Here is a 26756-nt window from a genome sequence, read left to right as displayed (position 1 = left end):
GCCCTGCCCCGCCCCGGCCGCAGCTACCATCCAGCCTATCCGCCATCCGATGTTCAGTTTCTTCAAGAGAAAACCCAAACCGGAAGCGCAACCCGCGCTGCCGCCCGAGGCCCAGGCCGAGCCCGCACCCGCGCCGCAACCGGTCGTGCCCCCTCCCGTCACGGCTGCCCCTGTCATCCCCCCTGTCGTTACGGCCCCTGTCGTGGCGCCCGAACCCGCGCCGCAAGCGCTGGCCGCGCCAGAGCCTGTTGTGCAAGAGCAGGCCGAGGAAGTCGAGATCGTGGCCGCTCCGGAGCCTGCCCCTGAGGCCAAGCGCTCCTGGCTGTCGCGCCTCAAGGCGGGGCTATCCAAGACGTCGAGCAATCTGACCACGCTGTTCGTGGGTGCGCGCATTGATGAAGATTTGTACGAAGAGCTGGAATCGGCCCTGCTGATGTCGGACGCCGGGGTCGAGGCCACCCGCTGGCTGCTGGACGAACTGAAGAAAAAGGTCAAAAACGAGCGCCTGACCGAAGCCGCCCAGGTGCGTACCGCCTTGCGCGCCCTGCTCATCGACCTGCTGCAACCCCTGCAGCGGCCGCTGGTGCTGGGTCGCGAGAAGCCGCTGGTGATGATGATTGCCGGTGTCAACGGCGCCGGCAAGACCACCACCATCGGCAAGCTGGCGCTGCACCTGCAGGCGCATGGTCAGTCGGTATTGCTGGCCGCCGGCGACACCTTCCGCGCCGCCGCCCGCGAGCAGCTGGCGGTCTGGGGCGAGCGCAACAACGTCCAGGTGATCGCCCAGGAATCCGGCGATCCGGCCGCCGTGGCCTATGACTCGGTGCACTCGGCACAAGCGCGCGGCACCCATGTGGTGATGGTCGACACCGCTGGTCGCCTGCCCACGCAACTGCACCTGATGGATGAACTCAAGAAGATCAAACGGGTCATTGCCAAGGCGATGAGCTCGGCGCCGCACGAAGTGCTGCTGGTCATCGACGGCAATACCGGCCAGAACGCCCTGGCCCAGGTCAAGGCCTTCGATGATGCGCTGGGGCTGACCGGCCTGGTGGTGACCAAGCTGGATGGCACGGCCAAGGGCGGCATCCTGGCCGCCATCGCCAAGACCCGCCCGGTGCCGCTGTATTTCATCGGCGTGGGCGAGCAGATCGAAGATCTGCAGGCCTTCAACGCCACCGAATTCGTCGATGCCCTCCTGAGTTGAACCGATGATTGAATTTACCCGGGTTTCCAAGCAATACGCGCGCGAGGTCTATGCCCTGCGCGACATTACGTTGTCGGTGAAGAAGGGCGAATTGATCTTCCTGGCCGGCCCTTCCGGCGCCGGCAAATCCACCCTGCTGAAGATGATCGCGGCCATCGAGCGGCCCACCTCGGGCAAGCTCACCGTCAGCGGGACCGACATCGTGGGGCTCAAGCCTTCCGGGCTGCCCTATCTGCGACGCAACCTGGGCCTGATCTTCCAGCAACAGAAACTGTTGCTGGACCGCAATCTGCTGGCCAACGTGATGCTGCCGCTGATCGTGACCGGTTCTTCCCGCCCGGACGCCGAAAAGCGCGCCCGCGCCGCGCTGGACAAGGTCGATCTGCTGGAGAAGGCCCGCTGCGAACCGCTGGAGCTCTCCGGGGGCGAGCAGCAGCGGGTGGCCATTGCGCGCGCCATCGTCAACCGACCGCAGATCATCCTGGCCGACGAACCCACCGCCAACCTGGATCGCGCCAATGCCAACAAGGTGCTGGCGGCCTTGAAATCCTTCCACGGAGTGGGCGTGACCTGCCTGATTTCGACCCACGACGAGACTTTTCTCACCGGTGCCGACCGCATCGTCTATCTGGACCGTGGCCGCATCGTCGATGGCTGGCACAACGGCGTCGCCAATCCCGTGGAGGTATCGTCATGAACTGGCTCGGACAGCATCTTGCCGCCATCGCCGATGCGCTGCGCCACCTGCTGCGCTCGCCCGGCAATTTCGTGCTCAACGTGCTGGTGGTGTCGATTGCGCTGGCGCTGCCCTTTGCGGGCCTGTCGGCCCTGGAAAACGTGCGGCCGATCTCGGACCAGATGTCGGTGGAGCCGGAGATCAGCCTCTTCATGAAGCCCGATGCCAGCCGCGAGGCTGCCCTGGCGGTGGGCAAGACCATCAGTCAGGTGTTGAAGGACAGCAATACCAACGGCAAGGTCGAGTTCATCCCGCGCGAGAAGGCGTTCGATGCCTTGAAGAGCAAGACCGGGCTGGCCGACGTGCTCAACACGCTGGGCAGCAATCCGCTGCCGGACGGCTATGTGGTGCGCCTGCCGGGCTTCGAGAACGCCATGAATGCCACCCGCGTGGATGACATTGCCCAGCAGCTGAAGAAGCAGCCGGGCGTGGATACCGTGCAGATCGATTCCGAATGGGTCAAGCGGCTGGCGGCGCTGCTGCGCATCCTGCGGCTGGTACTGCTGTTCCTGGGGATGACGCTGGGTGCGGTGGTGGTGGCGGTGGTGTTCAACACCATCCGTCTGCAGGTGATGACGCAGCGCGACGAAATCGAGGTCTCGCGCTTGTTCGGGGCGACCAATTCCTTCATCTATCGTCCGTTCTACTACACCGGCGCCTTGCTGGGTCTGTGTGCGGGTCTGGTGGCGCTGGGGCTGGTGGTGGCGGCGCAGCAGCCGCTCAATGCAGCCATTCTGGACTTTGCCCACCTCTATGCCTCGGAATTCCAGCTGGCCCTGCCCAGCCCCATGGCCATCGGCCTGCTGCTGGCCGCCAGCGGCTTGCTGGGCTTGTTCGGGGCGATGCTGTCGGTACGCAGGCAGTTGGCCAGGAAGGCTTGAGGTGCAAGGGCTCTCGTTGCACCGATCAGAAGAAATAACGCGTGATGTCACGTCGGACGCGAGACAGGGTACGCTTGCCCTTGGTCATGCGATGCTTGCCATGGCCGGGCGGTGTTGCACTGTCCAGCACTAGCCGATAGGTGCCGGCACCGCCGGCGCAACGACGATAGATCGCCAGTGCCTGCCGGTCGAGCAAGGCCTGCAATGACCACCAGTGGTCGCTCTTGCGCAAGTGCAGAGAGATCACCGGGTCGATCCAGCCGGCAAACCAGAACAGGTTATCGACGAGTAGACGCAGGCTGTTGACGGTTTGCCTGGGCCGACGCGGGATAAGACCCAGGACGCCAAAACGGTCGAATTCAGGAATCGTCCAGATGGCGTCGTGGTGCCCGATGCGGTTGCGTACGTCGCGTATCCGCTTGAGCAGAGCGACCACCCGCTTCCTGAACGCAGCACTGTCATAGGGGAAAGCCTGCGTATCTGGCGCATGCGGAAAGACTGCCGCCAGGATCGCCGCCTGCAACCCTGCTGGCTGCGCGTGATGCGCGAGCGCGCCGATGAGCACCTCCCAGAATCCAAAGGGCAATGTCGCCACCACGTCATCCGGGGTGACGACATGGGCAGATGGTTTCCTGCCTTTGACTTTGTCGATCGCACAGACCACATCATCACGGGATCTCGAACTCAGTTTGTGCACCGGCGGCAGCATCGGAGGAGCGGCGGGATTGACGGCGTGCGCCGGATTCGGTCTGGGCATCATCCAGCCAAAGGAATCGCGCGCGCCGTAATGACGCGACAACGCACCGTGCACGGCATTGCGCAGCGATACCTCGACATCGGCCAGCAGCGGCAACATGCCAGCGGCAACCGCCTGGGTCCAGGCATAACATCCGAGCGTATCGCCGTGCGAAGTCGTGAGGAAGAAGCGCTGGAGAGTGGACAAGCGAGCTGCAGTGAGGTGTTTCAGCATGCCGTGAGCCGGTTGAAAGTGAAGTGCGTCGGGTGCTATACTCGCCGCCATAGAGACAGGGGTTTTCCAGGCAATTGGTCGTGCCCCTGTAAATTGAGGACAAAGCCCGCTGTTGCGGGCTTTGGACTTTCTGGCGAGAAATTCTATCGGGCCAGCCCATCGCCAACAATAAACTTGCCCTCCCCGCGTCTTCTAAACAGCAGCAAGCTCGTCAGATGACGAGCTGCCATCGGGCCAATGCCCGTTCCTGTCGTCCTGGCAGGTCTGCCGCGTCCGTTTGTCTTCATCTTGCGCGCTGCAAAAAAGTGTTACAAGTTTCTGGCCTCCTTTTGACCCCGATCGCAACTTTTGTCGCCCAAAGGCGACTAATATAAAGGGAATGGAATGCAATGATTGGCTGAAAAGCAATAGGATTGCACTATTGACCCATCACCATCATGCTATTAGCACTCCGGGGTGACGAGTGCTAGAATACCTTATCGAATTGCTCCAGTTTTCGTGGAGCACTGCATCAAACAGTACCGGCCCGCGTGGCCGCACCAGGGAAGTCGGGAACATCGCCCCTGGTCACCGAAGCCTCTGCTTCCTACCGTTTCAACCGTTTCCGCAAAGGAACCAAGGAGAATCCATGAAATCTGCGTCTGCACAAACTGCACTCATGCCTGCCGAGTCCAATGCACTCGCGCTGGGTTTTTCCGGCAGCCTGGGCAACATCGACGCGTACATCTCGGCAGTGAACCGCCTGCCCATGCTGACCCACGAGGAAGAGGTCAAGCTGGCGCGTGACCTGCGTGAAAAGAACGACCTGGGCGCGGCCCAGAAAATGGTGTTGTCACACCTGCGTCTGGTGGTGTCGATCGCCCGAGGCTATCTGGGCTACGGCCTGCCGCATGCCGACCTGATCCAGGAAGGCAACATCGGCCTGATGAAGGCCGTCAAGCGCTTCGACCCGGCCCAGAACGTGCGCCTGGTGTCCTATGCCATGCACTGGATCAAGGCCGAGATCCACGAGTACATCCTGAAGAACTGGCGTCTGGTGAAGGTCGCCACCACCAAGGCCCAGCGCAAGCTGTTCTTCAACCTGCGCAGCCACAAGGAAGGTCTGGACGCGATGACCCCGGCCCAGGTGGAGGCCCTGGCCAAGACCCTGGACGTCAAGCGCGAGGAAGTCATCGAGATGGAAACCCGTCTCTCCGGTCGCGATATCGCCTTGGAGTCGCCCACCGATGACGACGATGACAAGTTCGCGCCCATCGCCTACCTGTCCTCCGACAATTCGGAACCGACCCGCGTGATCGAGGCCAAGCAGTACGACCGCCTGCAGTCCGAAGGCCTGGAAGCCGCCCTGTCCAAGCTGGATGACCGCTCGCGCCGTATCGTCGAAGCCCGCTGGCTGGCCAATGACGATGGCTCGGGTGCGACCCTGCATGAGCTGGCCGACGAGTTCGGCGTCTCGGCCGAACGTATCCGCCAGATCGAGGCAGTGGCGCTGAAGAAGATGAAGACCGCGCTGCAGGCTTACTCCTGATCGATTCTTCGATTCTTCAGACCGGTTCAGCAGCACCAACAAGAAAGGCGCCCTCGGTTAGTCTCCCCAATTTTTCATACATAGCTGGGGAAGTTTAGCTACCCCAAAGTGAATCGCCCCGGCTGCACTAGACACTTTCCAGCCTGTGGAAATACTGCTGTTCGAACTGTCCCGGAGAAACGTTGCCGCTATAGGAATGGCGACGTTTCGGGTTGTAGAGCATCTCGATGTAATCGTACACATCCGACCGTGCTTCGTTACGGTCAGCATAGAGCCGGCTTGCCATAGCGCCCCGCACGACGGCGATAGCCAGTCTGGGACTTGAGACCTTCTGTGCGCATCAGGCGATAGACCCGATGCTTGCCACAACGCTCAGCCAAGTCGCGCAGGTCGGCCGTAATCTTGCGATAGCCATAGACCTCGCCAGATTCCAGCCACGATTGCTTGATGAGTCCTAGGAGCCGCCGGTTCTCCTTGGTCCTCTCGGATTCCGGTCGTGCCTTCCAAGCGTAGTAGCCGCTGGGATGGACGCGCATACGCGGCACATCGTGCGAACGGCATGCTGGGGTTCGTGAGCCACAATGAACGCGTACTTTACCGAGACTCGTTGGCAAAGAACGCGGCGGCCTTTTTTAGGATGTCGCGCTCCTCGGTGACGCGCTTGAGTTCAGCCTTGAGGCGACGCAGCTCTTCTTGCTGGCTCGCCTGTGCCCGACGCTCCTCAGGCGGCAATGCGTACTTCTTCATCCATTCTCATCTTGATCTACATAGATACTTGATTTCGCGTAACAGGCCCAAAACCTAAGTCGGTTAAATACAGCGGAAACCTTGCATCAAGTTCAGCATGGCATCTGTTGACCAAAAACTCTATGTCATCAATTTTTTTCTGAACCGCCGATGGTTTAATTGCCTGAATGGCGACTTTAGGTCGATCACAACAATGGATACAATCATGCCGCCTCTGAAAAATTGTCCCAAACTTGTTTTCAAAGTGTTCAAGGGCTCTTTCTTTCGCTGCATCTTGGCCTGCAACAGGAAGTGCATTAATTTCCGCAGCGGTTTTTCCAAACTGACGGCGCTTTGCCTGGGGATTTGACATCCAACCACAAACCCTATCGCGACTGAGTAGACCGTTTTTCTTAGGGAAAAATTGGTTAAATAGACCTCGAATCTGGTCAAACGAGAGAACGTTCTCTTTTTCCACGAGTTCACGTGCAGCCATGCGCCACTTCCACCCAGGCATTGTTGTCGCTCTAAGCATCGCCGTGACGGGAATTTTCAAATTATTTAGGCGGTTGGGTAACTGTACTGTGGGCTCAAGCTCTTTTGCTCGAAGTGTGCGAGAGAGTAAATCTGCATAAGAATCTGCGAAATACGCGTCGCAAGCCCCAACAGCAAACATTAACGCAGATCTCAACATATCTTCTGTACACGCTGGTACGAGAGCAGAGTTGTTCATCAGAGCACGAGCCCGCGCAAGATCCGTATTGAAATGGGATAATGCCGTTTGAAGAGTTGGCATAGAATCCTTATTAGTTATGTTATTTAGGGAACTTAATAGCTTCGCTTTAACCAGGGAAGATCCGTTATTGGCCAATCTAGGCCCAAGGCAACAGGATACCAGCTTGCCGAAATGAAAATATCACACATTCCCGCAATTCGACGAGGAGGGCAGATCTGCGCATCATTTGCTACTTGACGTTGTCCGGATAGGAGGATCTCTGTCCGGCTTGTCATGCCAACAGGTGTCCAACTTCAAGTGCCACTAGGTGTCCGGCTTGATGAGAATACTCAGTGCGCTAGAGCAGTTGATGGGTGGCGGCGCCCTATGTGAATGCGTGGCGGCTTTGATGCGAATACTCTGAACTGAAAGAAAGTGGCGCTCAACGAAGATCGCTTTGCCTAAAAGACGGGCACCGGTTTAGTATCGGTGCCCATCCAAATCTATGTATTACGATGTATTGTTAGATCGCACCAATAGTCTTGAAAAAATCCATATCTGCCAGATACTTACAACATAATGCACGGTATCTATGTAGATTTTTGGTATAAGTCCCGAGGGCGCCTTTCTTTTCATCCAAACGATTTATATCGTTTATCTCTTTTTTATCCCTTTTCCCGCAGCATCACGAGAGCAGCAGCTTGATGTCATGCGCCAGCGTCTGCGGACCCTGGCCGTGCTTGACGAACAGCCGGATATGGCCCTGCGGATCGAAGACGTAGCTGCCGGCGGTGTGGTCCATGGTATAGCTGCCCGGCTGCTTGCCCGGCACCTTCTGGTAGAACACCTTGAATTCCTTGGCCACCTTCTCGGTCTGTTGCAGGTCACCACGCAGTCCGAGGAAGCGCTTGTCGAAGGCAGGCACATATTGCGCCAGTACTTCCTGGGTATCGCGCTCGGGGTCAACGGTGACGAACAGGACCTGCACGCGGTCCGCATCCGGACCCAGCTCCTTCATCACGTTGGACATCTCCACCATGGTGGTCGGACAGACGTCCGGACATTGGGTATAGCCGAAGAACATCACCACCACCTTGCCCTTGAAATCGGCCAGGGTGCGCGGCTTGCCGGTGTGATCGGTGAGCGCGAAATCGCGCGCATAGTCCAGCCCGGTGACATCGGTATTGTTGAACTTCAGTTCAGGTTTGGAGGGCCCGCAAGCCGCCAGCAGCGTCGCGCAAGCGGCCAGCAGCAGCGCCGAGAAGAATCTTTTCATGAGGTCAGAAACTACGGAACAGGAAGTAATGATCCACCAGCAACACCGCAAACAGGATGGACAGATAGATGATGGAATAGGCAAAGGCCTTGCGCGCGATCAGGTCGGTGTAGTGACGGTAGATCTGCCACGAGTACCAGAAGAAGATCGCCCCCAGCACAATGGCCGAGCCCAGGTAGATCAGCCCGCTCATGCCGATGGCAAAGGGCAGCATGCTCACCGCCAGCAGTGCGATGGTGTACATGAGGATATGCAGCTTGGTCACCTCCATGCCATGCGTGATGGGCAGCATCGGCAGGCCGGACTTGGCGTAGTCGTCGCGGCGGTACATGGCCAGCGCCCAGAAATGCGGCGGGGTCCAGATGAAGATGATCATCACCAGCACCCAGGCCTGCATCGGCACGTCATTGGCCATGGCCGCCCAGCCCAGCGCGGGCGGCATGGCACCGGCCAGGCCGCCGATGACGATGTTCTGCGAGGTCGCCGGTTTCAAGATGATGGTGTAGATGATGGCGTAGCCGACGAAGGTGGCGAAGGTCAGCCACATGGTCAGCGGATTGACCAGGTTGTACAGCACCCACATGCCCAGGCCGCCCAGCACGCCTGAGAACACCAGGGTCTGGCCCACCGTGATCTCGCCGCGCGCCATCGGACGGCGGGCGGTGCGGGCCATGCGCGAATCGATCTCGCGCTCGACCAGGCAGTTGATGGCGAAGGCCGCACCGGCCAGGAGCCAGATCCCCAAGGTGCCGAAGACGACCTTGCGCCAGTCCGGCAGATCGGGCGTGGAGAGGAACATGCCGATCACGGCACAGAACACCGCCAGCTGCGTCACACGCGGCTTGGTCAGTGCCCAGTACTGGGCGATGCGGTTGGGTTGGGCGGTCAATGTGGTCATGGCGTGACGGGCCGGGCGGATGCTGGTGGAGCAGCGGCGGCCAGGCCGGAGGGTGCGTAACGGACCTTGTAGTTTAACATGACCATCAGGATGACCAGCAGCGCCGCGCCGCCGTTATGCAGCACGGCAATGGCCAGCGGCCAGTTCAGATAGATGGTCGCCAGTCCAGTACAGAGCTGCAAACCCAGCACCGTCAGCATCCAGCGGCCGGTCTTGCGCAAGCCCTCCTCGCGCAGCGCCCGGTGTGCCAGCCATACAACATACAAGATGACGACAAAGGCAAAACTGCGATGCACCCAATGGATGGCGGTCAGCGCTTCGACCGGCAGGTAATCGCCGGAGGCCGTCATGCCAAGGTGGCGCCAGAGCGTGAAGCCATGTTCGAAATCCATGTCCGGCACCAGCTTGCCATTGCACAGCGGGAAGTCGGAGCAGGCCAGCGCCGCGTAATTGGTGCTGACCCAGCCGCCCAGCGCGATCTGCAAGCCCAGCAGCGCGGCCCCCACGGTGGCCGGCACGATCAGTGCGCGTCCGCCCGCCGAGACCGCTGCATGCGGCTCCTGCCGCGCTGCCAGCCAGGTCAGCATGGCCAGCAGAGTCAGTCCGAGCAGCAGATGCGTGGTGACGATGATCGGCTGCAGCTTCATGGTCACGGTCCAGGCACCGAAGGCCCCCTGCAGGCAGACGAAGCCCAGCAGCGCCGTCGGGAACCACGGACGGAACTGCAGTTCGGTCTTGCCCGAGCGCATCCAGCGCCGCCACGCCACCACCATCAGCACGATGATGAGGAAACCCACGGCCATGGCGAAATAGCGATGGATCATCTCGATCCAGGCCTTGGCCCAGGTCACCGGACCAAAGGGCATGGCCTCTTCTGCGGCATTGATGTGTTCATGCGCCAGGAGCGGATTGGCGTGGCTGTAGCAGCCCGGCCAGTCAGGGCAGCCCAGGCCCGAATCGGTCAGGCGCGTGAAGGCGCCGAACATGATCAGGTCGAAGGTAAAGAACAGCGTCACCCACACCAGCTTGCGGTATTTGTTGACCACACCCTGGGCGCGCCACACCAGCGCCAGCGGAATCAGGGCCACCACGAGCCCGGTCAGGCCCAGTTGTATCAGCGTCGTTGCATTCATCTTGAGTCAAACTTGCGTCACGAAACACTCGCCTCCACGCGGCATCAGCCGATGGAGGAAGCGCGCAACAACTTGGAAATGTCCTTCTTCATCTTGCCGGGGTCGGGGTCCTTGGGGAAGCGCATCATCAGGTTGCCCAGCGGGTCGATCAGATAGATGTGGTCGCGCGCCGAGGTCCCGGCATCGACCGGCAACCAGGACTGCAATTTGCCGGCGTCAACCCGAAGGATATCGGTTCCGTCGAATTCGCGCAGGAGCAGGGTCGCAATCGGTACGCGGTCGGTCACCAGCCACACCCGTTCGATGCGGTCCATTTCCTTGCCTTGCATGAGCCGCAGCTGGCGCATGGTCAGCAGTTTGTTCTGGCAGGGCTCGCCGCAGTCGCCGCCATCGACCTGCAGCATCACCCACTTGCCCTTGTAATCCAGCAGCCGGGCCGGGCCGCCATCGATGGCGCTGCTGCCGAGATCGGGGATGGGATACTGGCGTGGATCGATCAGCGCGCCATAGTTGTTGCGGCTCTGCGGCTTGATCACGTAATAGGTCAGATAGGAAGCGATCAGCGGTGCGGCGCACACGGCCAGCACCGCCAGCATCTTCCAGCGGCCGCTGCGGCGACGACGCGCCTCGTCCTGGGCGGTGGCTGGAGGCGATTGCGAAATATCAGGCTTTGTCATGACGACCACGTTTGAATCCTGTCACGATGAAAAAAAGAAGGGCCATCCCCGCCAGCGCATACCACTGCACGGCATAGCCACGATGACGCTCGATGCCCAGCGAAGGGGCCGGCCAGTCGCGTACCAGGGTGTCGCCTGCCGCCCCGCCCTGCTCGATCACCAGCGGTGCCAGCGGCAGGCCGCTGGCCTTGGCCAGGGCCGGCAGATCCAGATTTTGCAGGATGGCTTGAGGACGCGGTGCATCGGCTGTTCCCAGTTGCAGGACATGCCCGGCATCCCGGCGCAGGATGCCGTCCACCTCGATCACGCCCGACGGCGGCGGCACCTGCGGCACACGGGTGCGCTCGGCCGCATCACGCGGCGCCCAGCCACGCACCACGACCACGGCTTGCGCACCGTGCTCGGGCTGGAACAGCGTGAGCACATGGAAGCCCACGGCGCCGTTGTAGGGGCGGTTCTCCAGGTAGAGCGTCCACTGCGGGAGGAAGCGACCGCGCAGGCGGATGTGGCGGAACTCCGCATCGCCTGCATCGGCAGGCAGCGCCACCAGGGGCGCCTGGCTGCCACGCGCCTGCATGCGCTGCTGCAGCGCCAGTTTTTCTTCGGCACGATGGGTCTGCCACTGGCCCAGTGCAAACCCGGCGGCAGCCACGATCAGCGTGGCGCAAAACGGAATGAGGCGAAAAACGAATCGGGTCGGCATCGATGAAGTTTGGCCTTACAATGAAGCGCACACGGGACAAGAAAAATCACATACACACCAGCGTCGCAGCATACCGCATGCACGCCTTCGGAGACAGGATTGCATCCTCATGAAAATCGTCGTCGCCATCGCCTTCATCCTGATCCTGGCCAGCCTGGCCTCGGCACTGATCTTTCTCATGCGCGACAAGGGCCGCAGCAACCGCACCGTCCAGGCGCTCACCTTGCGGGTCGGCTTCTCGGTGGCGCTGTTCCTCTTCATCCTGCTGAGCTACAAGCTGGGCTGGATACAGCCGACCGGCATCCGCTGAGCTCCTCCCCACGCATCGTACGCATCGCATAAAAAAGCCGCACCGAGGTGCGGCTTTGTCATTGCAGAAGGCGTGCCCGCCTTACAACCAGTACACCACCACATACAGCCCCAGCCACACCACGTCCACGAAGTGCCAGTACCAGGCCGCACCTTCGAAGGCGAAGTGATGGGTGGGCGTGAAGTGCCCGCGCAGCACGCGATAGAGCACCACCGACAGCATGATCGCACCCATGGTCACGTGGAAACCGTGGAAGCCGGTCAGCATGAAGAAGGTCGATCCATAGATGCCCGAGCTGAGCTTGAGATTCAGCTCGCTGTAGGCGTGGATGTATTCATAGGCCTGGAAGCCCATGAACACCGCGCCCAGCAGGATGGTCAGGAACAGCCACACCGCCGTCCGGGTACGATGTCCGGCGCGCATGGCGTGGTGCGAGATGGTCAGCGTCACACCCGAGCTCAGCAGCAGCAGGGTGTTGATGGTCGGGATGGGGAACGGCCCCATGGTGGTGAAATTCTCCACCGTACCGGCCGGGCCGACATTGCCCCACTGGCCGGTGAAGTCGGGCCAGATCATCTTGTGGTCGAGATCGGCCAGCCACGGCATGGTGATGCTGCGCGCATAGAACAGGGCACCGAAGAAGGCGGCGAAGAACATCACCTCCGAGAAGATGAACCAGCTCATGCTCCAGCGATAGGACAGGTCGATGCGCTCGCTGTAGAGCCCGGACTCGGACTCGCCGATGGCATCGCCAAACCAGTAGTACAGCACCACCAGCACCATCAGGATGCCGAGGATGTTGACGTACGGTGCCCATGCCAGACCATTGACCCAACCCGAGGCCCCGATCATGGTGATGAGCATGGAAATGCCGGCCATCATCGGCCAGCGCGACGGGCCTGGAACGAAGTAATGGGGCGCCTTGGCTTGTTGAGAACTCATGTTCTTCTCCCGGTACGAAATCCGATTGTTCTGGCCTGGAGCAAGAGCAGCAAACACGAGCATTAAGCTGTATTAAATACTCTTGCGATCCAGGGTTCACTTTTCCTTAATGCTCTTTTTCGGTCACGCTCACCCACCTGCGGCGCCGCGCACCACCAGCTTGACGATGCTCACCAGCACGGCGACGAAGATCGCCGCACCGAGAATGCCGGCGATGATGACGTGGACCGGATTCAGGCGTGCCGCATCCGACTCGTAATCCTTGCGCTTGCGCACGCCGAAGAAGGACCAGAACACCGCCTTCATCGTCGCGCCGAACGACGCCTTGCGCTGCGCAGCCTGTTTCAGCTCATCGTTCACACCAGCTCCTCCGGGCCTCTCAACCCGCCGTCTTGTTCTTGCCGTTGATCTCGAAGAAGGTATAGGACAGCGTGATCGTGGTCACCTCCTTGGGCAGCTTGGGATCGATGTAGAACACCACCGGCATCTGCTTGGCCTGATTCGGCCCCAGCGTCTGCTGCGTAAAGCAGAAGCACTCCACCTTCTTGAAGAAAGCCGCCGACTGCAGCGGCGCATAGCTGGGGATGGCCTGGGCATCCACATTGCGCGGCTGGGTGTTGACCACTTCATAGGTGACCTGGGTCATCTCGCCCGGATGCACCTGCAGGCTGGACACGGTCGGACGAAAACGCCACGGACCCTGGGCATTGCCGTCGAACTCCACGGTGATGGTGCGCGACTTGTCGATCTGCGTATTGGCCGGCGCTTCCACGCTTGCATCCTTGGGCGTGAGGAAGTTCACGCCCGTGACCTCGCAAATCTTGCGATAGACCGGAATGAGCGCGTAGCCGAAGCCGAACATCAGCACCGCCACCACCAGGAGCTTCTTGAGCATCACACGGTTCAGGCCGGGTGCTGCGCCCTCCTCCGCCGGATCGTCGTCTCTGCTCATCGGGCGAACCAGATGCGGTTGACGAAGATGCCGACGAAGAAGGCCAGCGCCACCAGCCCCAGCAGCAGGGCGGTGCGCAGGTTGTTGGGTTTCTTGCGTTCGGTCATGAGGCTTGCCTTTGCATTAGCTGCGATGACTTGTGTTATCCACTGGCGCTCACTTCACCACCGGCGGTTCCTCGAAGGTGTGGAAGGGCGCCGGGCTGGGCACGGTCCATTCCAGACCTTCCGCGCCTTCCCAGGGCTTGGCCTCGGCCTTCTTGCCCCCCTTGATCGAGGGGATCACCACGAAGAACAGGAAGTACACCTGCGACAGCCCGAAACCGAAGGCACCGATGGAGGCGATCATGTTGAAGTCGGTGAACTGCGCCGGATAATCGGCATAACGACGCGGCATGCCTGCCAGCCCCAGGAAGTGCATGGGGAAGAAGGTGATGTTGAAGGTGATCAGCGAGGCCCAGAAATGGAACTTGCCGCGCCATTCGTTGTACATGAAGCCGGTCCACTTGGGGCCCCAGTAGTAGTAACCGGCGAAGAGCGCGAACAGCGAACCGGCCACCAGCACATAGTGGAAGTGCGCCACCACGTAGTAGGTATCCTGCATCTGGATGTCGATGGGGGTGACCGCCAGGATCAGCCCGGTGAAGCCACCCATGGTGAAGACGAAGATGAAGCCCACCGAGAACAGCATCGGCGTCTCGAAGGTCATGGAGCCGCGCCACATGGTGGCGATCCAGTTGAAGATCTTCACGCCGGTGGGCACGGCGATCAACATGGTGGCGTACATGAAGAACAGCTGCGCGGTCACCGGCATGCCGGTGGTAAACATGTGGTGGGCCCAGACGATGAAGGACAGGATTGCAATCGATGCCGTCGCATACACCATCGAGGCATAGCCGAACAGCGGCTTGCGGGCGAAGGCCGGGATGATCTGCGAGACGATGCCGAAGGCCGGCAGGATCATGATGTAGACCTCGGGGTGACCGAAGAACCAGAAGATGTGCTGGTACATCACCGGGTCACCGCCACCGGCGGCATTGAAGAAGGAGGTACCGAAATGACGGTCGGTGAGCGTCATGGTGATGGCGCCGGCCAGCACCGGCATGACCGCGATGAGCAGATAGGCGGTGATGAGCCAGGTCCAGCAGAACATGGGCATCTTCATCAGCGTCATGCCGGGCGCGCGCATGTTGAGGATGGTGACGATGATGTTGATCGAGCCCATGATGGAGGAGGCGCCCATGATGTGCATGGCGAAGATGGCCATGTCCATACCGGGTCCCATCTGGGTCGACAGCGGGGCATACAGCGTCCAGCCGGCTGCGGTGGCACCGCCCGGCACCAGGAAGGAACCGGCCAGCAGCAGCGCGGCCGGCGGCAGCAGCCAGAACGAGAAGTTGTTCATGCGCGCAAAGGCCATGTCGGAGGCGCCGATCTGCAGCGGAATCATCCAGTTGGCAAAGCCCACGAAGGCCGGCATGATCGCGCCGAACACCATCACCAGGCCGTGCATGGTGGTGAGCTGGTTGAAGAACTCCGGCCGGAAGAACTGCAGGCCCGGATGGAACAGCTCGGCCCGGATCAACAACGCCAGCACCCCGCCCGAGAGCAGCATGGTGAACGAGAACCACAGGTAGAGCGTGCCGATGTCCTTGTGGTTGGTGGCGAAGAGCCAGCGGCGCCAGCCGTGCGGGTGGTCGTGTGCGTGCTCATCGTGAGCGTGCCCATGCCCGTGATCGTGGGAATGATCGGGGGCGTGATCGACGGTGGTAGTCATGTCCGGTTCTCCAAACGATTACTTGCGGGCGGCCAGGACTTCAGCCGGCTGCACGATGTTTTCCTGGGCCTTGTTGGACCAGTTGTTGCGCGTGTAGGTGATCACGGCGGCGATTTCGGTGTCGTTCAACACACCCTTCCAGGCCGGCATGGCGTTCTTGCCGTTGAGCACGAGGTGGATCTGGTCCGCCTTGGGACCGTTGACCACGGCACTGCCATCGAGCGCCGGGAAGGCACCCGGCACGCCCTTGCCGTTGGCCTGGTGGCAGGCCACGCAGTTGGCGGCATAGACCTTCTCGCCGCGCTGCTTCAATTCGTCCACCGTCCAGACCTTGTTGGGATCATCGGCCTTGGCGGCCATTTCCTTCTTCTTGCCGTCCACCCATTTCTTGTAGTCGTCTTCGCTGACCACGTTGACCACGATGGGCATGAAGGCGTGATCCTTGCCGCACAGCTCCACGCACTGGCCGCGATAGGTGCCGATCTTCTCGGCGCGGAACCAGGTGTCGCGCACGAAGCCGGGAATCGCATCCTGCTTCACGCCGAAGGCGGGGACGGTCCAGGAGTGGATCACGTCATTGGCGGTAGTGACGATGCGCACCTTCTTGTTGACCGGCACCACGACCGGGTTGTCGACTTCGATGAGGTAATTGTCGTTTTTCTTCAGACTGGGATCGGTGACCTGCTCGCGCGGCGTGGCCAGGTTGGAGAGGAAGGAGATTCCTTCACCTTCGCCTTTGAGGTAGTCATATCCCCATTTCCACTGCATGCCGGTGACCTTGATGGTGAGGTCGGCATTGGAGGTATCCTTCATCGCCACCACCGTCTTGGTGGCCGGCAGGGCCATGCCGATGACGATCAGGAAGGGCACCACGGTCCAGGCGATTTCCACGGTCGTGCTTTCGTGGAAGCTGGCGGCCTTGTGGCCGACCGACTTGCGGTGCTTGATGATGGAATAAAACATCACGCCGAACACGGCCACGAAGATGACCAGGCAGATGATGAGCATCAGGATGTGCAGGTCATAGATCTGCTCGGCGATCTTGGTCACCGGCGGCTGGAAATTCATCTGCAGCACGGCCGGTCCGCCCGGACTATCCACCACTGCCCAGGCCGGCAAGCCGGCCGCCAGCAGCGAGGCACCGAGGGTCAAGGATTGAAGGCGCTTCGCAAGTTTCATGGATTTCCTCAAAAGCCCAAAATTATAAGAATGAGAGTGCTGCCATCCCGCCACCCCTGGCGGCCAGCTCACGTTGCAGCTCCTGCGCGAAGGCGCGCCGTTGCCACAAGCTCATGAACCGGCCTACTTCCACACGCTGCCCCCGGCTTTCCAGCGCCACCAGCGATTGGCGACCGACCGGAAACGCGATGCGCATGCCCTGCAGCTGCAAGCTGCTGCGGTGCGAGCGACTGCCCTGGATCACGTCAACCTCCAGGCCATGATCGGCCAGCACCACTACTTCGCGATCTGTGGCGTGGCGGGCGTAGACCAGCAAGGCCGCGCCCACCGCCACCAGTTCAATGAATGAAAAAATCAGGATGATCCATGCACCGCGCAGCGTGAAGCCCAGCGCGACCGTCAGTGAAACCGTACAAAGGATTGCGAAGACCCACGCCAGTTGGCGTGGCGCAATCGAACAATTGCGCTTCAATATCCATTCCCGCGTCTCCATGGCACCTCGCCAGCATGATTGTCGGTCGAGCGTGTCTCTGTCTCTGCTTCTAGTTCTATTTCTCACCGCAGGGAACACGCACTGGATGCGGACTGGTCCGGTCTTGCCGGGTCGTCTTGCGATGAACGCTATCCGTGGCTATCCGTTCTGCGGTCTTTATTTATTCTTGCTATTCGTTCGTACTGGAATTTCTTTGTGTGAATTTTTTTACCCATTTGAGTATAAGGGCTAACGTCGCCATGGATCAAGCACGCACCGCCGCATTGACAACGGTGGTGCTCCCGGCCTCTCCGGGACGCCCTGACACTGCCCGGACAACGGCCAGGGACGTGGCTTTTCGGCGAAATGAAGGATTCTTCCGGGAGCGGCAGGGCGTAACGATACAGCAACTATCCGGCAGGCCGGATAGGGCTGGACGACTAAGCCTTATATGAAGAAACGACTATCGCGACGGGCGTTCGAAGCGAATGATGCTCTCGCCGGCCGCGGTGGTCTTGGGCACGGGGCGGAAGGCGTGGCCGTAGACGATCTCGAAGCTCAGCGGGATCTTGCCGTCGGGCTTGCGCATGGCCTCGAAGGCCGCCAGCAGGCACTGGTACTGGCTGCGGCTCATCATGCTGCGGCGCCGCGATTCGAGTGGATTGCCGCCCCAGGCGCGCACGTCTTCCAGCAGGCGCTGGGGGGTCTGGTAGGTCACGGTGATGGTTTCCATGTCCATCACCGGTGTGGAAAAACCGGCATTGACCAGCATGTCGCCGAAGTCGTGCATGTCGACGAAGGGCAAGGTGTGCGGTGCAAGATCGATTTGTTCGAAAGCGCTGCGCACTTCGCGCAGGGTATCGGGGCCGAAGCAGGAAAACATCAGCAGGCCCTCCACCCGCAACACGCGACGCCATTCGGCAAACACGCGGTCGGGCTGGGGATGCCAGTGCAGGGCCAGGTTGGACCAGACCAGGTCCAGCGCATTGGCCGCCAACGGCAGGCGGGCGAAGTCGGCGCAGACCAGTTCCGGCCCGCCGGCATTCGGACCGGAGCCTAGCCACTTGTTGATGGAACCGAACAGGCGGTTCATGGCCGTCTGCGCACCGCGCTGGTGGTCGGCGGCCTTGGCCAGCATGCCATAGGCGCCGTCCAGGCCGATCACCTGCGCCTCGGGGTAGCGCTTCTGCAACACCGGCAGGTCGGCCCCTTCGCCGCATCCGGCGTCCAGCACTTCGCGCGGGGCGATTTTCACCAGGGCCAGGCGCTCCTGCATGCGGGCCGAGACTTCGCGGCGCAGGAAATCGGATTCGGCCACTCGCCGGGGTTCGCCGAAACGGCGGCGTACCAGGGGCAGATCGATGGGAGCGCTCAGCTTGGCGCTGGCAGAAGGCGGCGGCAGGGACATGGGCAATGGAACACAGGAAGATGGACTGCGCAGCAGCGTGGCAAGCTCGGGCGGCCAGCAGAGGGCCGCCGATCCACGGGGCTGATGCGATAATGCGCGTAGTTTAGTCGAAATCCATTTTCCCCGGGCGCCACTCACATGGATCTCAAATCCTCCAAACCCGCTGCTGCATCGCCCCAGGCCAAGCCTGGCACCGCCTATCGCGCCGTCGGCGGCAAGCCGGCACGACAGGGCAAGCCCGCCGGCCCCGGCTGGCTGCAGCGTTTGCTGGCGCAGGTGCCGCAATTGTTGCCGTCCTCCTGCGCGCTGTGTGGTGCTGCCGGGCGCGAGACCCTGTGCGCGCCCTGCCACAAGCGCTTCTACACCCGCCAGCACCGCCGCTGCATCCAGTGCGCGCTGCCCATGCCGGTGACCGGCAAGGAGTTGCGTTGCGGCGCCTGTCTCAAGGATCGCCCGGCTTTCGATGCCACCATCGTGGCCACCGATTATTTCGCCCCGTCCGACCAGCTGGCGCTGGCCCTGAAGTTCGGCGGCGACCTGCGGCTGGCCCCGCTGCTGGCGCGCCTGATCTTCGATGCCACCCGTCGCAATCCGGTACCCGGCAGTGATGTGCAACTGCCCATGCCGACCCTGCTGGCCCCGGTGCCGCTGGGCCTGGCGCGGCTGCAGGAGCGCGGCTTCAACCAGGCACTGGAGATCGCCCGTCCGCTGGGCAAGCTCATGGACATCCCGGTACATCCACGCCTGCTGGAGCGCAAGAAGGAAACCGAAGCGCAATCGGCCCTGCCGGTGGGCGCCCGGGTGCGCAACGTGCGCTCGGCCTTCGCCCTGCCCTTCGCCGCCATGGACCAGGTGCGCGGACTGCATGTGGGCATCGTCGACGATGTCATGACCACCGGGGCCACCTTGAATGAAGTAGCGATCGTGCTCAAGCGGCACGGCGCCCGGCGCGTGACCAACCTGGTCTTTGCGCGCACCCTGCCGGTCTGAAGCCGGCCATCCATTTTTCAGCAGGAGAAGTTTTTTGTTCCACGTCGTCCTGGTCGAGCCGGAGATCCCTCCCAATACCGGCAACATCATCCGCCTGTGCGCCAATACCGGTGCGCAACTGCATCTGGTGGAGCCGCTCGGCTTCCCGCTCGATGACGCCAAGATGCGGCGTGCCGGGCTGGATTATCACGAGTACGCCAACATGCAGGTGCACAAGGATTGGGACAGCTTCCTGGCCCATCGCCGCGCGGATCCGCAATTTGACGAGGCACGCATGTTCGCCATGACCACGCATGGCTCCACGCCCTTTGCGGGCCTGGCTTTCCGTCCGGGCGACAGCTTCGTGTTCGGCTCCGAAACCCGCGGCCTGGCACCGGAGCGCCGCGAATCCTTCCCCACCGCACAGCGCATCCGCCTGCCGATGCGGCCGGGCAATCGCAGCATCAATCTCTCCAATACGGTGGCGGTGGTGGTGTATGAAGCGTGGCGGCAGAATGGCTATGACGGCGGCAGCTGAAAGCCGGTCACCGGCATGAAAAAACGGCTCCCGAGGGAGCCGTTTTCGTTGGCAGGCGGTCAGCCCAGCAGCAGTGCGTCGTCCGCCAGTTTCTCGCCACGCGTCTGCTCGAACATCTTCAGCAGATCCGGGACATCCAGACCGGCGCGTTCCGGCCCGGACACATCCAGCACCACGCGCCCCTGGTGCAGCATCACGGTGCGGTCACCGTAGTCCAGCGCCTGGCGCATGCTGTGGGTCACCATCATGGTGGTCAGCTTGCTTTCGGACACGATCTTGGCTGTCAGTTCCAGCACGAAGGCCGCCGTCTTGGGGTCCAGTGCCGCCGTATGCTCATCCAGCAGCAGGATGCGCGACGGTTGCAGCGAGGCCATCAACAGGCTCACCGCCTGACGCTGCCCCCCCGAGAGCAGGCCGATGCGGTCGGTGAGGCGGTTTTCCAGCCCCAGGTTCAGGATCGCCAGCTTCTCGCGGAACAACTCGCGCATCTTGCCGCGAATGGCGAAGTTGAAGCCGCGACGACGCCCACGCGCCATCGCCAGGGCCATGTTCTCCTCGATGGTCAGGGCCTCGCAGGTACCGGCCATCGGGTCCTGGAACACGCGCGCCACCAGGCCGGCGCGATCCCACGCCTGCTTGCGGGAGACGTCGGTGCCGTCGATTTCGATCTTGCCGGTATCGACCAGCAGGTCACCGGAGATGGCATTGAGGAAGGTGGACTTGCCGGCGCCGTTGGAACCGATCACGGCCACGAACTGGCCCGTCGGAATTTCCAGCGAGAGGCCGCGCAGGGCCGGGTTCTCGATGGGGGTGCCGGGATTGAAGGTGATCTTGAGATCGGTGGCTTTCAACATCTCAGGTTCTCTTTCTCAGCAGTTTCAATTTGCGCTTGCCCATGGGCAGCACCAGCGCCAGCATCACCAGCACGGCGGTGACCAGGTTCAGGTCCTGCGCCTGCAGGCCGATGAAATCGCTGTTGAGTGCCAGCGCAATGAAGAAGCGATACAGGATCGCGCCCAGGATCACTGCCAGCGTGGTCCACACCAGGCGACGCGCCGGCAGGATGTTCTCGCCGATGATGACGGCGGCCAGGCCGATGACGATGGTGCCGATACCCATGGAGATATCGGAGCCGCCCTGAGTCTGCGCAAAGAGCGCCCCGGCCAGCGCCACCAGCGAGTTGGCCAGGGCCATGCCGGCCAGCGTGGCGCGGCCGGTCGCGATGCCCTGGGCGCGTGCCATGCGGGCATTGGCGCCGGTGGCGCGCATGGCCAGGCCGATCTCGGAAGAGAAGAACCAGTCCAGCAGCAGCTTGGCGGCAGTCACCACCACCAGCAGGATCAGCGGACGCCCCACGTAGTCGGGGATCCAGTCCGGTTGCAGGATGGTGAAGATGGTCGGTTCGGAAATGAGCGGCACGTTGGGCTTGCCCATCACGCGCAGGTTGATCGAGTACAGCGCGATCATCATCAGGATACTGGCCAGCAGGTCCATGATCTTCAGGCGCACATTGAGCCAGGCGGTGATGAAACCAGCCAGTGCCCCGGCCAGCAGGGCCACGAAGGTGGCGAGGAAGGGATTGTAGCCCGCTGCGATCATGGTGGCGGCAACCGCGCCGCCCAGCGGGAAGCTGCCATCGACGGTAAGGTCAGGGAACACCAGGATGCGGAAGGAAATCAGCACGCCGAGGGCCACCAGACTGAAGATCAGACCGATCTCCAGCGCGCCCAGGAGGGTATACAGCGACATAAAAGGACTTTCTTAAAAAAACACATTCGGCACGGCGCGGTACGCCCTGCCGAATGTCTTCTGCATGGCGCCGGCGCAGCACGGGTGGTGCGGCGCCGGCGGTGCATGGCCGGCGGATCAGGCTGCGGTCATGCTTAGTTGAGCACCTTGGTGGCCGACTTCAGGAACTCCGGCGACAGGGTCACGCCCTGCTTCTGGGCAGCGGAGGTGTTGACGTACAGCTCCAGGTTCTTGACCGGCGACGAGGCAATATCACCGGCCTTCTCCCCCTTGAGGATACGGGCCACGACCTTGCCGGTCTGGCGGCCCATGTCGTAGAAGTTCACGCCCAGGGCTGCGATCGCACCGCGCTTGACGCTGCCGGTGTCCGACGCGATCAGCGGGATCTTGGCATCGTTGCAGACCTTGGCCAGCGATTCGAAGACCGAGACCACGTTGTTGTCGGTGGTGGTGTACATCACGTCGATCTTGCCGATGAGGCTCTTGGCGGCCGGGGCGACGTCCACCGAACGCGGGGCGGCGGCTTCCACCAGGGTCAGACCGGCCTTCTGCAGCTCGCCCTTGAGGTTGTTCAAGGCCGACACGGAATTGGCTTCGCCCGGATTGTAGACCACGCCCACGCGCTTGGCCTCGGGTACCACGCGCTTGATGATCTCGACCTGCTTGACCGGGTCCAGCATGTGCGACAGGCCGGTCACGTTGGTGCCGGAGGGCTTCCAGTCCTTGACCAGCTGGGCGGCCATCGGGTCGGCGATGGCCGAGTAGACGATGGGGATGGTCTTGGTGGCGGCCACCATCGGCTGTGCCGAGGGGGTGCCGATGGCCACGATCACGTCCGGATTGTCGCCCACGAACTTCCTGGCGATCTGGCCGGCGGTGCCGGCATTGGCCTGGGCGCTCTGGAACTCCCACTTCAGGTTCTTGCCGGGCTCGAAGCCTTCGGCGATCAGTTCGTCCTTGGTGCCGTCACGCACGGCGTCGAGCGCCGGGTGTTCGACGAAGGACGTGACGGCCACCACCTTCTCGGCCGCCAGCGCCGAAGCGCAGATGGCGCTCAGCGCCAGGGCGCCGGCGATGGCGCGCAGTGACTTGGAAACTGCAAACATGGTCCTCTCCTCTTTCATGGTAATCAGGCCTCGACGTTCCTCTCGTGCGGGCCCGTTATGCGCTTATGGGGTAAATCGGTGTGCTGTGTCGTACTGATCCTGCCCCAGCCCGATACAGCAGATCCCGCATGGCAGCGGGATCTTCAGGCCGGGTCCTGCTTATTGCTTGATGACGGTCTTGGCCGAACTCACCAGTTCCGGCGACAGGGTCACGCCCTGCTTCTGCGCGGCGGCGGTGTTGACGAACAGTTCCAGCTTGCTGCTGGTGGCCGAGGGGATGTCGCCGGGCTTGTCGCCCTTGAGGATGCGGCCGACCACCTTGCCGGTCTGGCGGCCCAGATCGTAGTAGTTCACGCCCAGGGCGGCGATGGCGCCACGCTTGACGCTGTCGGTGTCGGACGCCACCAGCGGGATCTTGGCGTCGTTGCCGACCTTGACCAGTGCTTCATAGGCCGAGACCACGTTGTTGTCGGTATTGGTGTAGATCACGTCGACCTTGCCGATCAGGCTCTTGGCAGCCGAACCGACGTCCACCGAACGGGGGGCGGCGGCTTCCACCAGGGTCATGTTGGACTTGGCCAGCAGTTCCTTCAAGGCCTTGACCACCACGGCGGAGTTGGCTTCACCCGGGTTGTAGACCATGCCCACGCGCTTGGCCTTGGGCACCACGCGCTTGATCAGGTCCACCTGCTTGTCCAGTTCCAGCAGGTCGGACACGCCGGTGACATTGGTGCCCGAAGCCTTCCAGTCCTTCACCAGCTGGGCCGCGACCGGATCGGTCACGCCGGAATAGACCACCGGGATGCTCTTGGTGGCGGCCACCACGGCCTGGGCCGAGGGTGTGGCGATGGCGACGATGACGTCAGGCTTGTCGCCGATGAACTTGCGGGCGATCTGGGCGGCGGTGCCGGTATTGCCCTGGGCGCTCTGGTATTCCCATTTCAGGTTCTTGCCGGCGTCGAAGCCTTCTTCCTTCAGCTCGTCCTTCACGCCGTCACGCACGGCGTCCAGGGCCGGATGCTCGACGATGGCGGTCACCGCGACAAACTTGTCGGCAGCCATGGCCGGGGCTGCGCACACGGCAGCCAGGGACAGGGCTGCGACCATCGCGCGCAGTGTCAGCTTGTGGTTGTAGGACATGCAGTCTCCCTTGGAAAAATATGAATGATTAGCCAAAAACCCGAAAAGACGACAAGTCTAGCCTAGCGCCTGTGAACAATCAATTTGCATGAGGACGCGCTGCCAGCCCCGATGGCAGGCCGCTCGGATGACTCGCATTGTGCGGTCGGCATGATCGGTATGCGTTGCACTGCACTGCACGGCACAAGGCCGCCCCGTTGCTATAATCAGGCCCCATGTCTTCCCGCCTGCGTCCCTCCCCCATGCGACTTGCGCCGCGCCGCCCCTGGCTGCGTCGGCAGGGCTGGGTCAGTCTGGCGCTGGTTCTGGCGATGGTGGCCGCGCCATGGTGGCAACAGGCGCTCGCCCGCACGCTGCGGGACGTCCCTGCCATGGCCATCTGCAGCGTGGGCGGTGGTGCTTCCGGCAATGCACCGACCCATCTGGCGGCCGGCCACTGTCCGCTGTGTTGCGGCAGCCAGGCGGCCTGGCCGGCACCGGACTGCTCATTGGATACGACGGTCGTGCCCGGCGTCAGCTATCCACTGGTCCGCACCGCTGCGCGCGTGCGTTCGGCCAGCCTGGCACCAGGTTCAGCCCAGGCGCGCGCACCGCCGGTCTGAAGCCGCCGTCCCTGGCGCCTTTGCGCCACCCCTGGCGGGCCGCGCGCCCGCATTCCAGACATGAACGAGACAATCAGGACTTATCGATATGAAGCATTTCTTCCAAAACCTGGCCGCCCTGGCCATCACTTCCACCCTGCTGGCTGCCGCCCCGCTGTCCCAGGCCCATGAATACAAGCTGGGCCAGCTGGAAATCGGCCATCCCTACGCCCGCGCGACGGTCCCGGGCCAACCGGCCGCCGGCGCCTACCTGAGCATCGAGAACAAGGGCAGCGCGCCGGATCGCCTGGTGGGCGTGTCCTCGCCGGTGGCCAAGTCGGGTGAAATCCACACCATGGCCATGGAAGGCAACGTCATGAAGATGCGCGAGCTCGATGGCGGCCTGGAAGTCAAACCCGGCCAGAAGATCACCATGCAGCCGGGCAATGGCTACCACCTCATGTTGATGGGCCTGTCCAAGCCGCTGCAGGCGGGCGAAAAGGTCCCGGCCACGCTGACCTTCGAGAAGGCCGGCAAGGTCGAGGTGACCTTCAACGTCGAAGACCGCAATGCGGCAGCGGCGGGCAAGGATGACATGAAGGACATGAAGGGTCACATGCACCACTGACCCACCGCGTAGCCTGAAACGGCAAGGCCGGCAGCGAGCGATGCTCCTGCCGGCCTTGTCGTTTGCAGCGTACCGCGATCAGCCGGCCAGCTTGCGCACCTTTGCCAGCAGCTTGGTGGTGGAGCGGTCATGCTCGAAGGCGATGGCCAGCACCTGGCCGCCATAGGCCGCCACAGCCTGCCCTTCGGGGATGGCGTGCATGTCGTAGTCGCCGCCCTTGACGTAGATCTCCGGACGCGCCTGCTGCACGGCTTCCAGCGCCGTGTCTTCATCGAAGGGGACCACCAGCGACACCGATTCCAGCGCCGCCAGCACCGCCATGCGGTCTTCGCAGGTGTTGATGGGACGGTCATCGCCCTTGCCCAGGCGCTTGACGGACGCATCGGTATTGGCCGCCACCACCAGCGAGGCGCCCTGGGCGCGGGCCTGCGCCAGGTAGGTCACGTGGCCGCGATGCAGGATGTCGAAGACGCCATTGGTCATCACCACCGGCTTGGGCAATTGCGCTACGCGCTGCTGGAGTTCGTCGCGGGTGCAGAGTTTGGATTCGAAGTCGGCCATCTTGAGGAGAATCGTTGCAGGATGAAAAAAGCCGCAACCCGAGGTTGCGGCTTTGCCATTGTACTGCCCGTGAAGGATTTTTCCCGATCAGGCTGCGGCCGCGCCGGCCGGCATGATCCGCTGGGTCACTTCCTTGCGGTAGCGGTTCAGCTCCTGGACGTTGCTGAAGGTACGTTCGAACAGCAGCGACATGTTGTGCAGGATGCGGTCCACGACCTTCTTCTCCCACTCGCCGTCGAACTTGATCTGGTTGTCCAGCCAGCGTTCCAGCCATTCCGGATCCGGCAGGCGGCTCTGGACGGTGTCGTTGGGGAACAGCGCCTGGTTCACGTGCAGGTTGGTCGGGTGCAGCGGCTTTTCGGTGCGGCGCGCCGAGGCCATCAACACGCCAATCTTGGCGAAGGCGGCACGGGCCTTGTCGCCCACTTCGTTCAGGGCCTTCTTCATGTAGCGCAGGTAGGCGCCGCCGTGGCGGGCTTCGTCCTGGCTGATGATCTTGTAGATCTGCTTGATGACCGGCTCGGTGTGCCAGTCGGCGGCACAGCGGTACCAGTGGTTCAGGCGGATCTCGCCGCAGAAGTGCAGCATCAGGGTTTCCAGCGGCGGGGCTGGATCGAACTCGAAGCGCACGTTGTGCAGTTCTTCTTCGGTCGGGCACAGGTCCGGACGGAAGCGGCGCAGGTATTCCATCAGCACCAGCGAGTGCTTCTGTTCCTCGAAGAACCATACCGACATGAATGCCGAGAAATCGCTGTCCCCGCGATTGTCGCGCAGGAACATCTCGGTGGCCGGCAGGGCCGACCATTCCGTGATGGCGTTCATGCGGATGGTCTGCGCCTGTTCGTCGGTGAGCAAGGAAGCGTCGAACTTGTCCCAGGGAATATCCTTATCCATATTCCAACGGACCTGCTCTAGCGATTTGAACAATTCTGGGTACAGCATCTCAGTATGTGCCTATATGCGTTAAGTGTTTGATTTTAACAAGATTTTCCCGA

The 26756-nt window shown here is 62.0% G+C and carries 31 protein-coding genes and 1 pseudogene; 9 read left to right on the top strand and 23 right to left on the bottom strand.

The features are described from left to right. Positions 1-49 precede the first annotated feature (49 nt). The 3 genes from ftsY to ftsX are packed head-to-tail and all read left to right on the top strand — an operon-like array spanning position 50 to position 2824. Complete coding sequence (gene ftsY, locus HNO82_RS19115) at positions 50-1207, top strand: signal recognition particle-docking protein FtsY (protein WP_175344768.1); 1158 nt, start codon at positions 50-52, stop codon at positions 1205-1207. A gap of 4 nt (positions 1208-1211) precedes the next feature. Then, complete coding sequence (locus HNO82_RS19110; protein ID WP_175344766.1) at positions 1212-1904, top strand: cell division ATP-binding protein FtsE; 693 nt, start codon at positions 1212-1214, stop codon at positions 1902-1904. Next, a complete protein-coding gene (gene ftsX, locus HNO82_RS19105) occupies positions 1901-2824 on the top strand; it encodes a permease-like cell division protein FtsX (RefSeq protein WP_175344765.1) in 924 nt (307 codons plus the stop codon). The genes HNO82_RS19110 and ftsX overlap by 4 nt, the downstream gene beginning before the upstream one ends. Before the next feature lie 25 nt (positions 2825-2849). Here the strand turns inward: ftsX and HNO82_RS19100 are convergent, their stop codons facing one another. After that, positions 2850-3794: a hypothetical protein gene (locus tag HNO82_RS19100; RefSeq protein WP_249777047.1), complete on the bottom strand. Its 945-nt coding sequence runs from the start codon at positions 3792-3794 to the stop codon at positions 2850-2852. 628 nt (positions 3795-4422) lie between these two features. On the opposite strand from HNO82_RS19100, the gene rpoH reads away from it, so the two are divergent. Further along, complete coding sequence (rpoH, locus tag HNO82_RS19095; protein WP_175344764.1) at positions 4423-5322, top strand: RNA polymerase sigma factor RpoH; 900 nt, start codon at positions 4423-4425, stop codon at positions 5320-5322. A gap of 127 nt (positions 5323-5449) precedes the next feature. Here rpoH and HNO82_RS22480 read toward each other — a convergent pair whose 3' ends face one another. The 8 genes and pseudogenes from HNO82_RS22480 to HNO82_RS19050 all read right to left on the bottom strand — a co-directional run bounded on the left by HNO82_RS22480 (position 5450) and on the right by HNO82_RS19050 (position 11450). After that, on the bottom strand, positions 5450-5545 hold the full coding sequence (locus tag HNO82_RS22480) for a hypothetical protein (RefSeq protein WP_502709280.1): 96 nt from the start codon (positions 5543-5545) through the stop codon (positions 5450-5452). Positions 5546-5591: 46 nt separating this feature from the next. Next, a pseudogene (locus HNO82_RS22295) lies at positions 5592-6072 on the bottom strand (IS3 family transposase); the annotation flags it as partial. A gap of 13 nt (positions 6073-6085) precedes the next feature. Then, positions 6086-6844 carry a hypothetical protein gene (locus tag HNO82_RS19075; protein ID WP_175344760.1) on the bottom strand — a complete coding sequence of 253 codons (759 nt, stop codon included), beginning with the start codon at positions 6842-6844 and terminating at the stop codon, positions 6086-6088. A 604-nt stretch (positions 6845-7448) separates the two neighbouring features. Further along, positions 7449-8039 carry an SCO family protein gene (locus HNO82_RS19070; protein ID WP_008332611.1) on the bottom strand — a complete coding sequence of 197 codons (591 nt, stop codon included), beginning with the start codon at positions 8037-8039 and terminating at the stop codon, positions 7449-7451. Positions 8040-8043: 4 nt separating this feature from the next. Next, the gene (gene cyoE, locus HNO82_RS19065) at positions 8044-8937 is read right to left on the bottom strand and encodes a heme o synthase (protein WP_034351333.1); all 894 of its coding nucleotides are present in this window, start codon (positions 8935-8937) and stop codon (positions 8044-8046) included. After that, entirely contained in the window at positions 8934-10070 is a 1137-nt protein-coding gene (locus HNO82_RS19060) for a COX15/CtaA family protein (RefSeq protein WP_008332613.1), read from the bottom strand. The genes cyoE and HNO82_RS19060 overlap by 4 nt, the downstream gene beginning before the upstream one ends. A gap of 44 nt (positions 10071-10114) precedes the next feature. Then, positions 10115-10747: an SCO family protein gene (locus HNO82_RS19055; RefSeq protein WP_175344759.1), complete on the bottom strand. Its 633-nt coding sequence runs from the start codon at positions 10745-10747 to the stop codon at positions 10115-10117. Then, positions 10734-11450: an SURF1 family protein gene (locus HNO82_RS19050; RefSeq protein ID WP_175344758.1), complete on the bottom strand. Its 717-nt coding sequence runs from the start codon at positions 11448-11450 to the stop codon at positions 10734-10736. The genes HNO82_RS19055 and HNO82_RS19050 overlap by 14 nt, the downstream gene beginning before the upstream one ends. 109 nt (positions 11451-11559) lie before the next feature. On the opposite strand from HNO82_RS19050, the gene HNO82_RS19045 reads away from it, so the two are divergent. After that, positions 11560-11760 (top strand): twin transmembrane helix small protein, encoded by a 201-nt coding sequence (locus HNO82_RS19045; protein ID WP_008332618.1) that lies wholly within the window; start codon positions 11560-11562, stop codon positions 11758-11760. An 81-nt stretch (positions 11761-11841) separates the two neighbouring features. On the opposite strand, the gene HNO82_RS19040 is transcribed toward HNO82_RS19045, so the two are convergent. The 8 genes from HNO82_RS19040 to HNO82_RS19010 form a co-directional block, all read right to left on the bottom strand. Continuing rightward, positions 11842-12702, bottom strand: coding sequence for a cytochrome c oxidase subunit 3 (locus tag HNO82_RS19040; protein WP_008332619.1), 861 nt, complete (start codon positions 12700-12702; stop codon positions 11842-11844). A gap of 129 nt (positions 12703-12831) precedes the next feature. Further along, complete coding sequence (locus HNO82_RS19035) at positions 12832-13062, bottom strand: DUF2970 domain-containing protein (protein WP_008332621.1); 231 nt, start codon at positions 13060-13062, stop codon at positions 12832-12834. A gap of 19 nt (positions 13063-13081) precedes the next feature. After that, a complete protein-coding gene (locus tag HNO82_RS19030; protein ID WP_008332623.1) occupies positions 13082-13654 on the bottom strand; it encodes a cytochrome c oxidase assembly protein in 573 nt (190 codons plus the stop codon). Next, positions 13651-13761 carry a cytochrome oxidase small assembly protein gene (locus tag HNO82_RS22130; protein WP_217509972.1) on the bottom strand — a complete coding sequence of 37 codons (111 nt, stop codon included), beginning with the start codon at positions 13759-13761 and terminating at the stop codon, positions 13651-13653. Before HNO82_RS22130 ends, HNO82_RS19030 begins: the two co-directional genes overlap by 4 nt. 49 nt (positions 13762-13810) lie before the next feature. After that, positions 13811-15430 (bottom strand): cytochrome c oxidase subunit I, encoded by a 1620-nt coding sequence (gene ctaD / locus HNO82_RS19025; RefSeq protein WP_008332625.1) that lies wholly within the window; start codon positions 15428-15430, stop codon positions 13811-13813. 18 nt (positions 15431-15448) lie between these two features. Next, entirely contained in the window at positions 15449-16609 is a 1161-nt protein-coding gene (gene coxB, locus HNO82_RS19020) for a cytochrome c oxidase subunit II (protein ID WP_175344757.1), read from the bottom strand. A gap of 22 nt (positions 16610-16631) precedes the next feature. Next, positions 16632-17102, bottom strand: a complete 471-nt coding sequence (locus tag HNO82_RS19015) for a DUF2244 domain-containing protein (protein ID WP_175344756.1) — start codon at positions 17100-17102, stop codon at positions 16632-16634. 442 nt (positions 17103-17544) lie between these two features. Continuing rightward, positions 17545-18489, bottom strand: a complete 945-nt coding sequence (locus tag HNO82_RS19010) for a methyltransferase domain-containing protein (RefSeq protein ID WP_175344755.1) — start codon at positions 18487-18489, stop codon at positions 17545-17547. A gap of 138 nt (positions 18490-18627) precedes the next feature. Here HNO82_RS19010 and HNO82_RS19005 point away from each other — a divergent pair, with 138 nt between their 5' ends. Together HNO82_RS19005 and HNO82_RS19000 are read left to right on the top strand one after the other, a co-directional pair. After that, complete coding sequence (locus HNO82_RS19005; protein ID WP_175344754.1) at positions 18628-19479, top strand: ComF family protein; 852 nt, start codon at positions 18628-18630, stop codon at positions 19477-19479. Positions 19480-19513: 34 nt separating this feature from the next. Next, positions 19514-19996: a tRNA (cytidine(34)-2'-O)-methyltransferase gene (locus tag HNO82_RS19000; protein WP_008332632.1), complete on the top strand. Its 483-nt coding sequence runs from the start codon at positions 19514-19516 to the stop codon at positions 19994-19996. Positions 19997-20055: 59 nt separating this feature from the next. Here HNO82_RS19000 and HNO82_RS18995 read toward each other — a convergent pair whose 3' ends face one another. The 4 genes from HNO82_RS18995 to HNO82_RS18980 form a co-directional block, all read right to left on the bottom strand. Then, the gene (locus HNO82_RS18995; protein WP_008332633.1) at positions 20056-20850 is read right to left on the bottom strand and encodes an ABC transporter ATP-binding protein; all 795 of its coding nucleotides are present in this window, start codon (positions 20848-20850) and stop codon (positions 20056-20058) included. A gap of 1 nt (position 20851) precedes the next feature. Next, positions 20852-21745 (bottom strand): ABC transporter permease, encoded by an 894-nt coding sequence (locus tag HNO82_RS18990; protein WP_175344753.1) that lies wholly within the window; start codon positions 21743-21745, stop codon positions 20852-20854. A 134-nt stretch (positions 21746-21879) separates the two neighbouring features. After that, positions 21880-22851 (bottom strand): ABC transporter substrate-binding protein, encoded by a 972-nt coding sequence (locus HNO82_RS18985; RefSeq protein WP_175344752.1) that lies wholly within the window; start codon positions 22849-22851, stop codon positions 21880-21882. A gap of 159 nt (positions 22852-23010) precedes the next feature. Beyond that, the gene (locus HNO82_RS18980) at positions 23011-23991 is read right to left on the bottom strand and encodes an ABC transporter substrate-binding protein (protein ID WP_175344751.1); all 981 of its coding nucleotides are present in this window, start codon (positions 23989-23991) and stop codon (positions 23011-23013) included. A gap of 215 nt (positions 23992-24206) precedes the next feature. On the opposite strand from HNO82_RS18980, the gene HNO82_RS18975 reads away from it, so the two are divergent. After that, on the top strand, positions 24207-24593 hold the full coding sequence (locus HNO82_RS18975; RefSeq protein WP_175344750.1) for a DUF2946 family protein: 387 nt from the start codon (positions 24207-24209) through the stop codon (positions 24591-24593). 88 nt (positions 24594-24681) lie between these two features. Next, positions 24682-25200 carry a copper chaperone PCu(A)C gene (locus tag HNO82_RS18970; protein ID WP_175344749.1) on the top strand — a complete coding sequence of 173 codons (519 nt, stop codon included), beginning with the start codon at positions 24682-24684 and terminating at the stop codon, positions 25198-25200. A gap of 78 nt (positions 25201-25278) precedes the next feature. On the opposite strand, the gene rfaE2 is transcribed toward HNO82_RS18970, so the two are convergent. Further along, the gene (rfaE2, locus tag HNO82_RS18965) at positions 25279-25761 is read right to left on the bottom strand and encodes a D-glycero-beta-D-manno-heptose 1-phosphate adenylyltransferase (protein ID WP_088756812.1); all 483 of its coding nucleotides are present in this window, start codon (positions 25759-25761) and stop codon (positions 25279-25281) included. Between the two features lie 87 nt (positions 25762-25848). Next, entirely contained in the window at positions 25849-26703 is an 855-nt protein-coding gene (locus HNO82_RS18960) for a ferritin family protein (RefSeq protein WP_088756811.1), read from the bottom strand. Between the last annotated feature and the right edge of the window lie 53 nt (positions 26704-26756).

The sequence above is a fragment of the Herbaspirillum sp. C9C3 genome (genome assembly GCF_013359625.1).
GTDB lineage: Bacteria > Pseudomonadota > Gammaproteobacteria > Burkholderiales > Burkholderiaceae_D > Herbaspirillum.
Note: the sequence above shows the minus strand (reverse complement) of the source record. Positions and strands in the feature narration are given on the sequence as shown.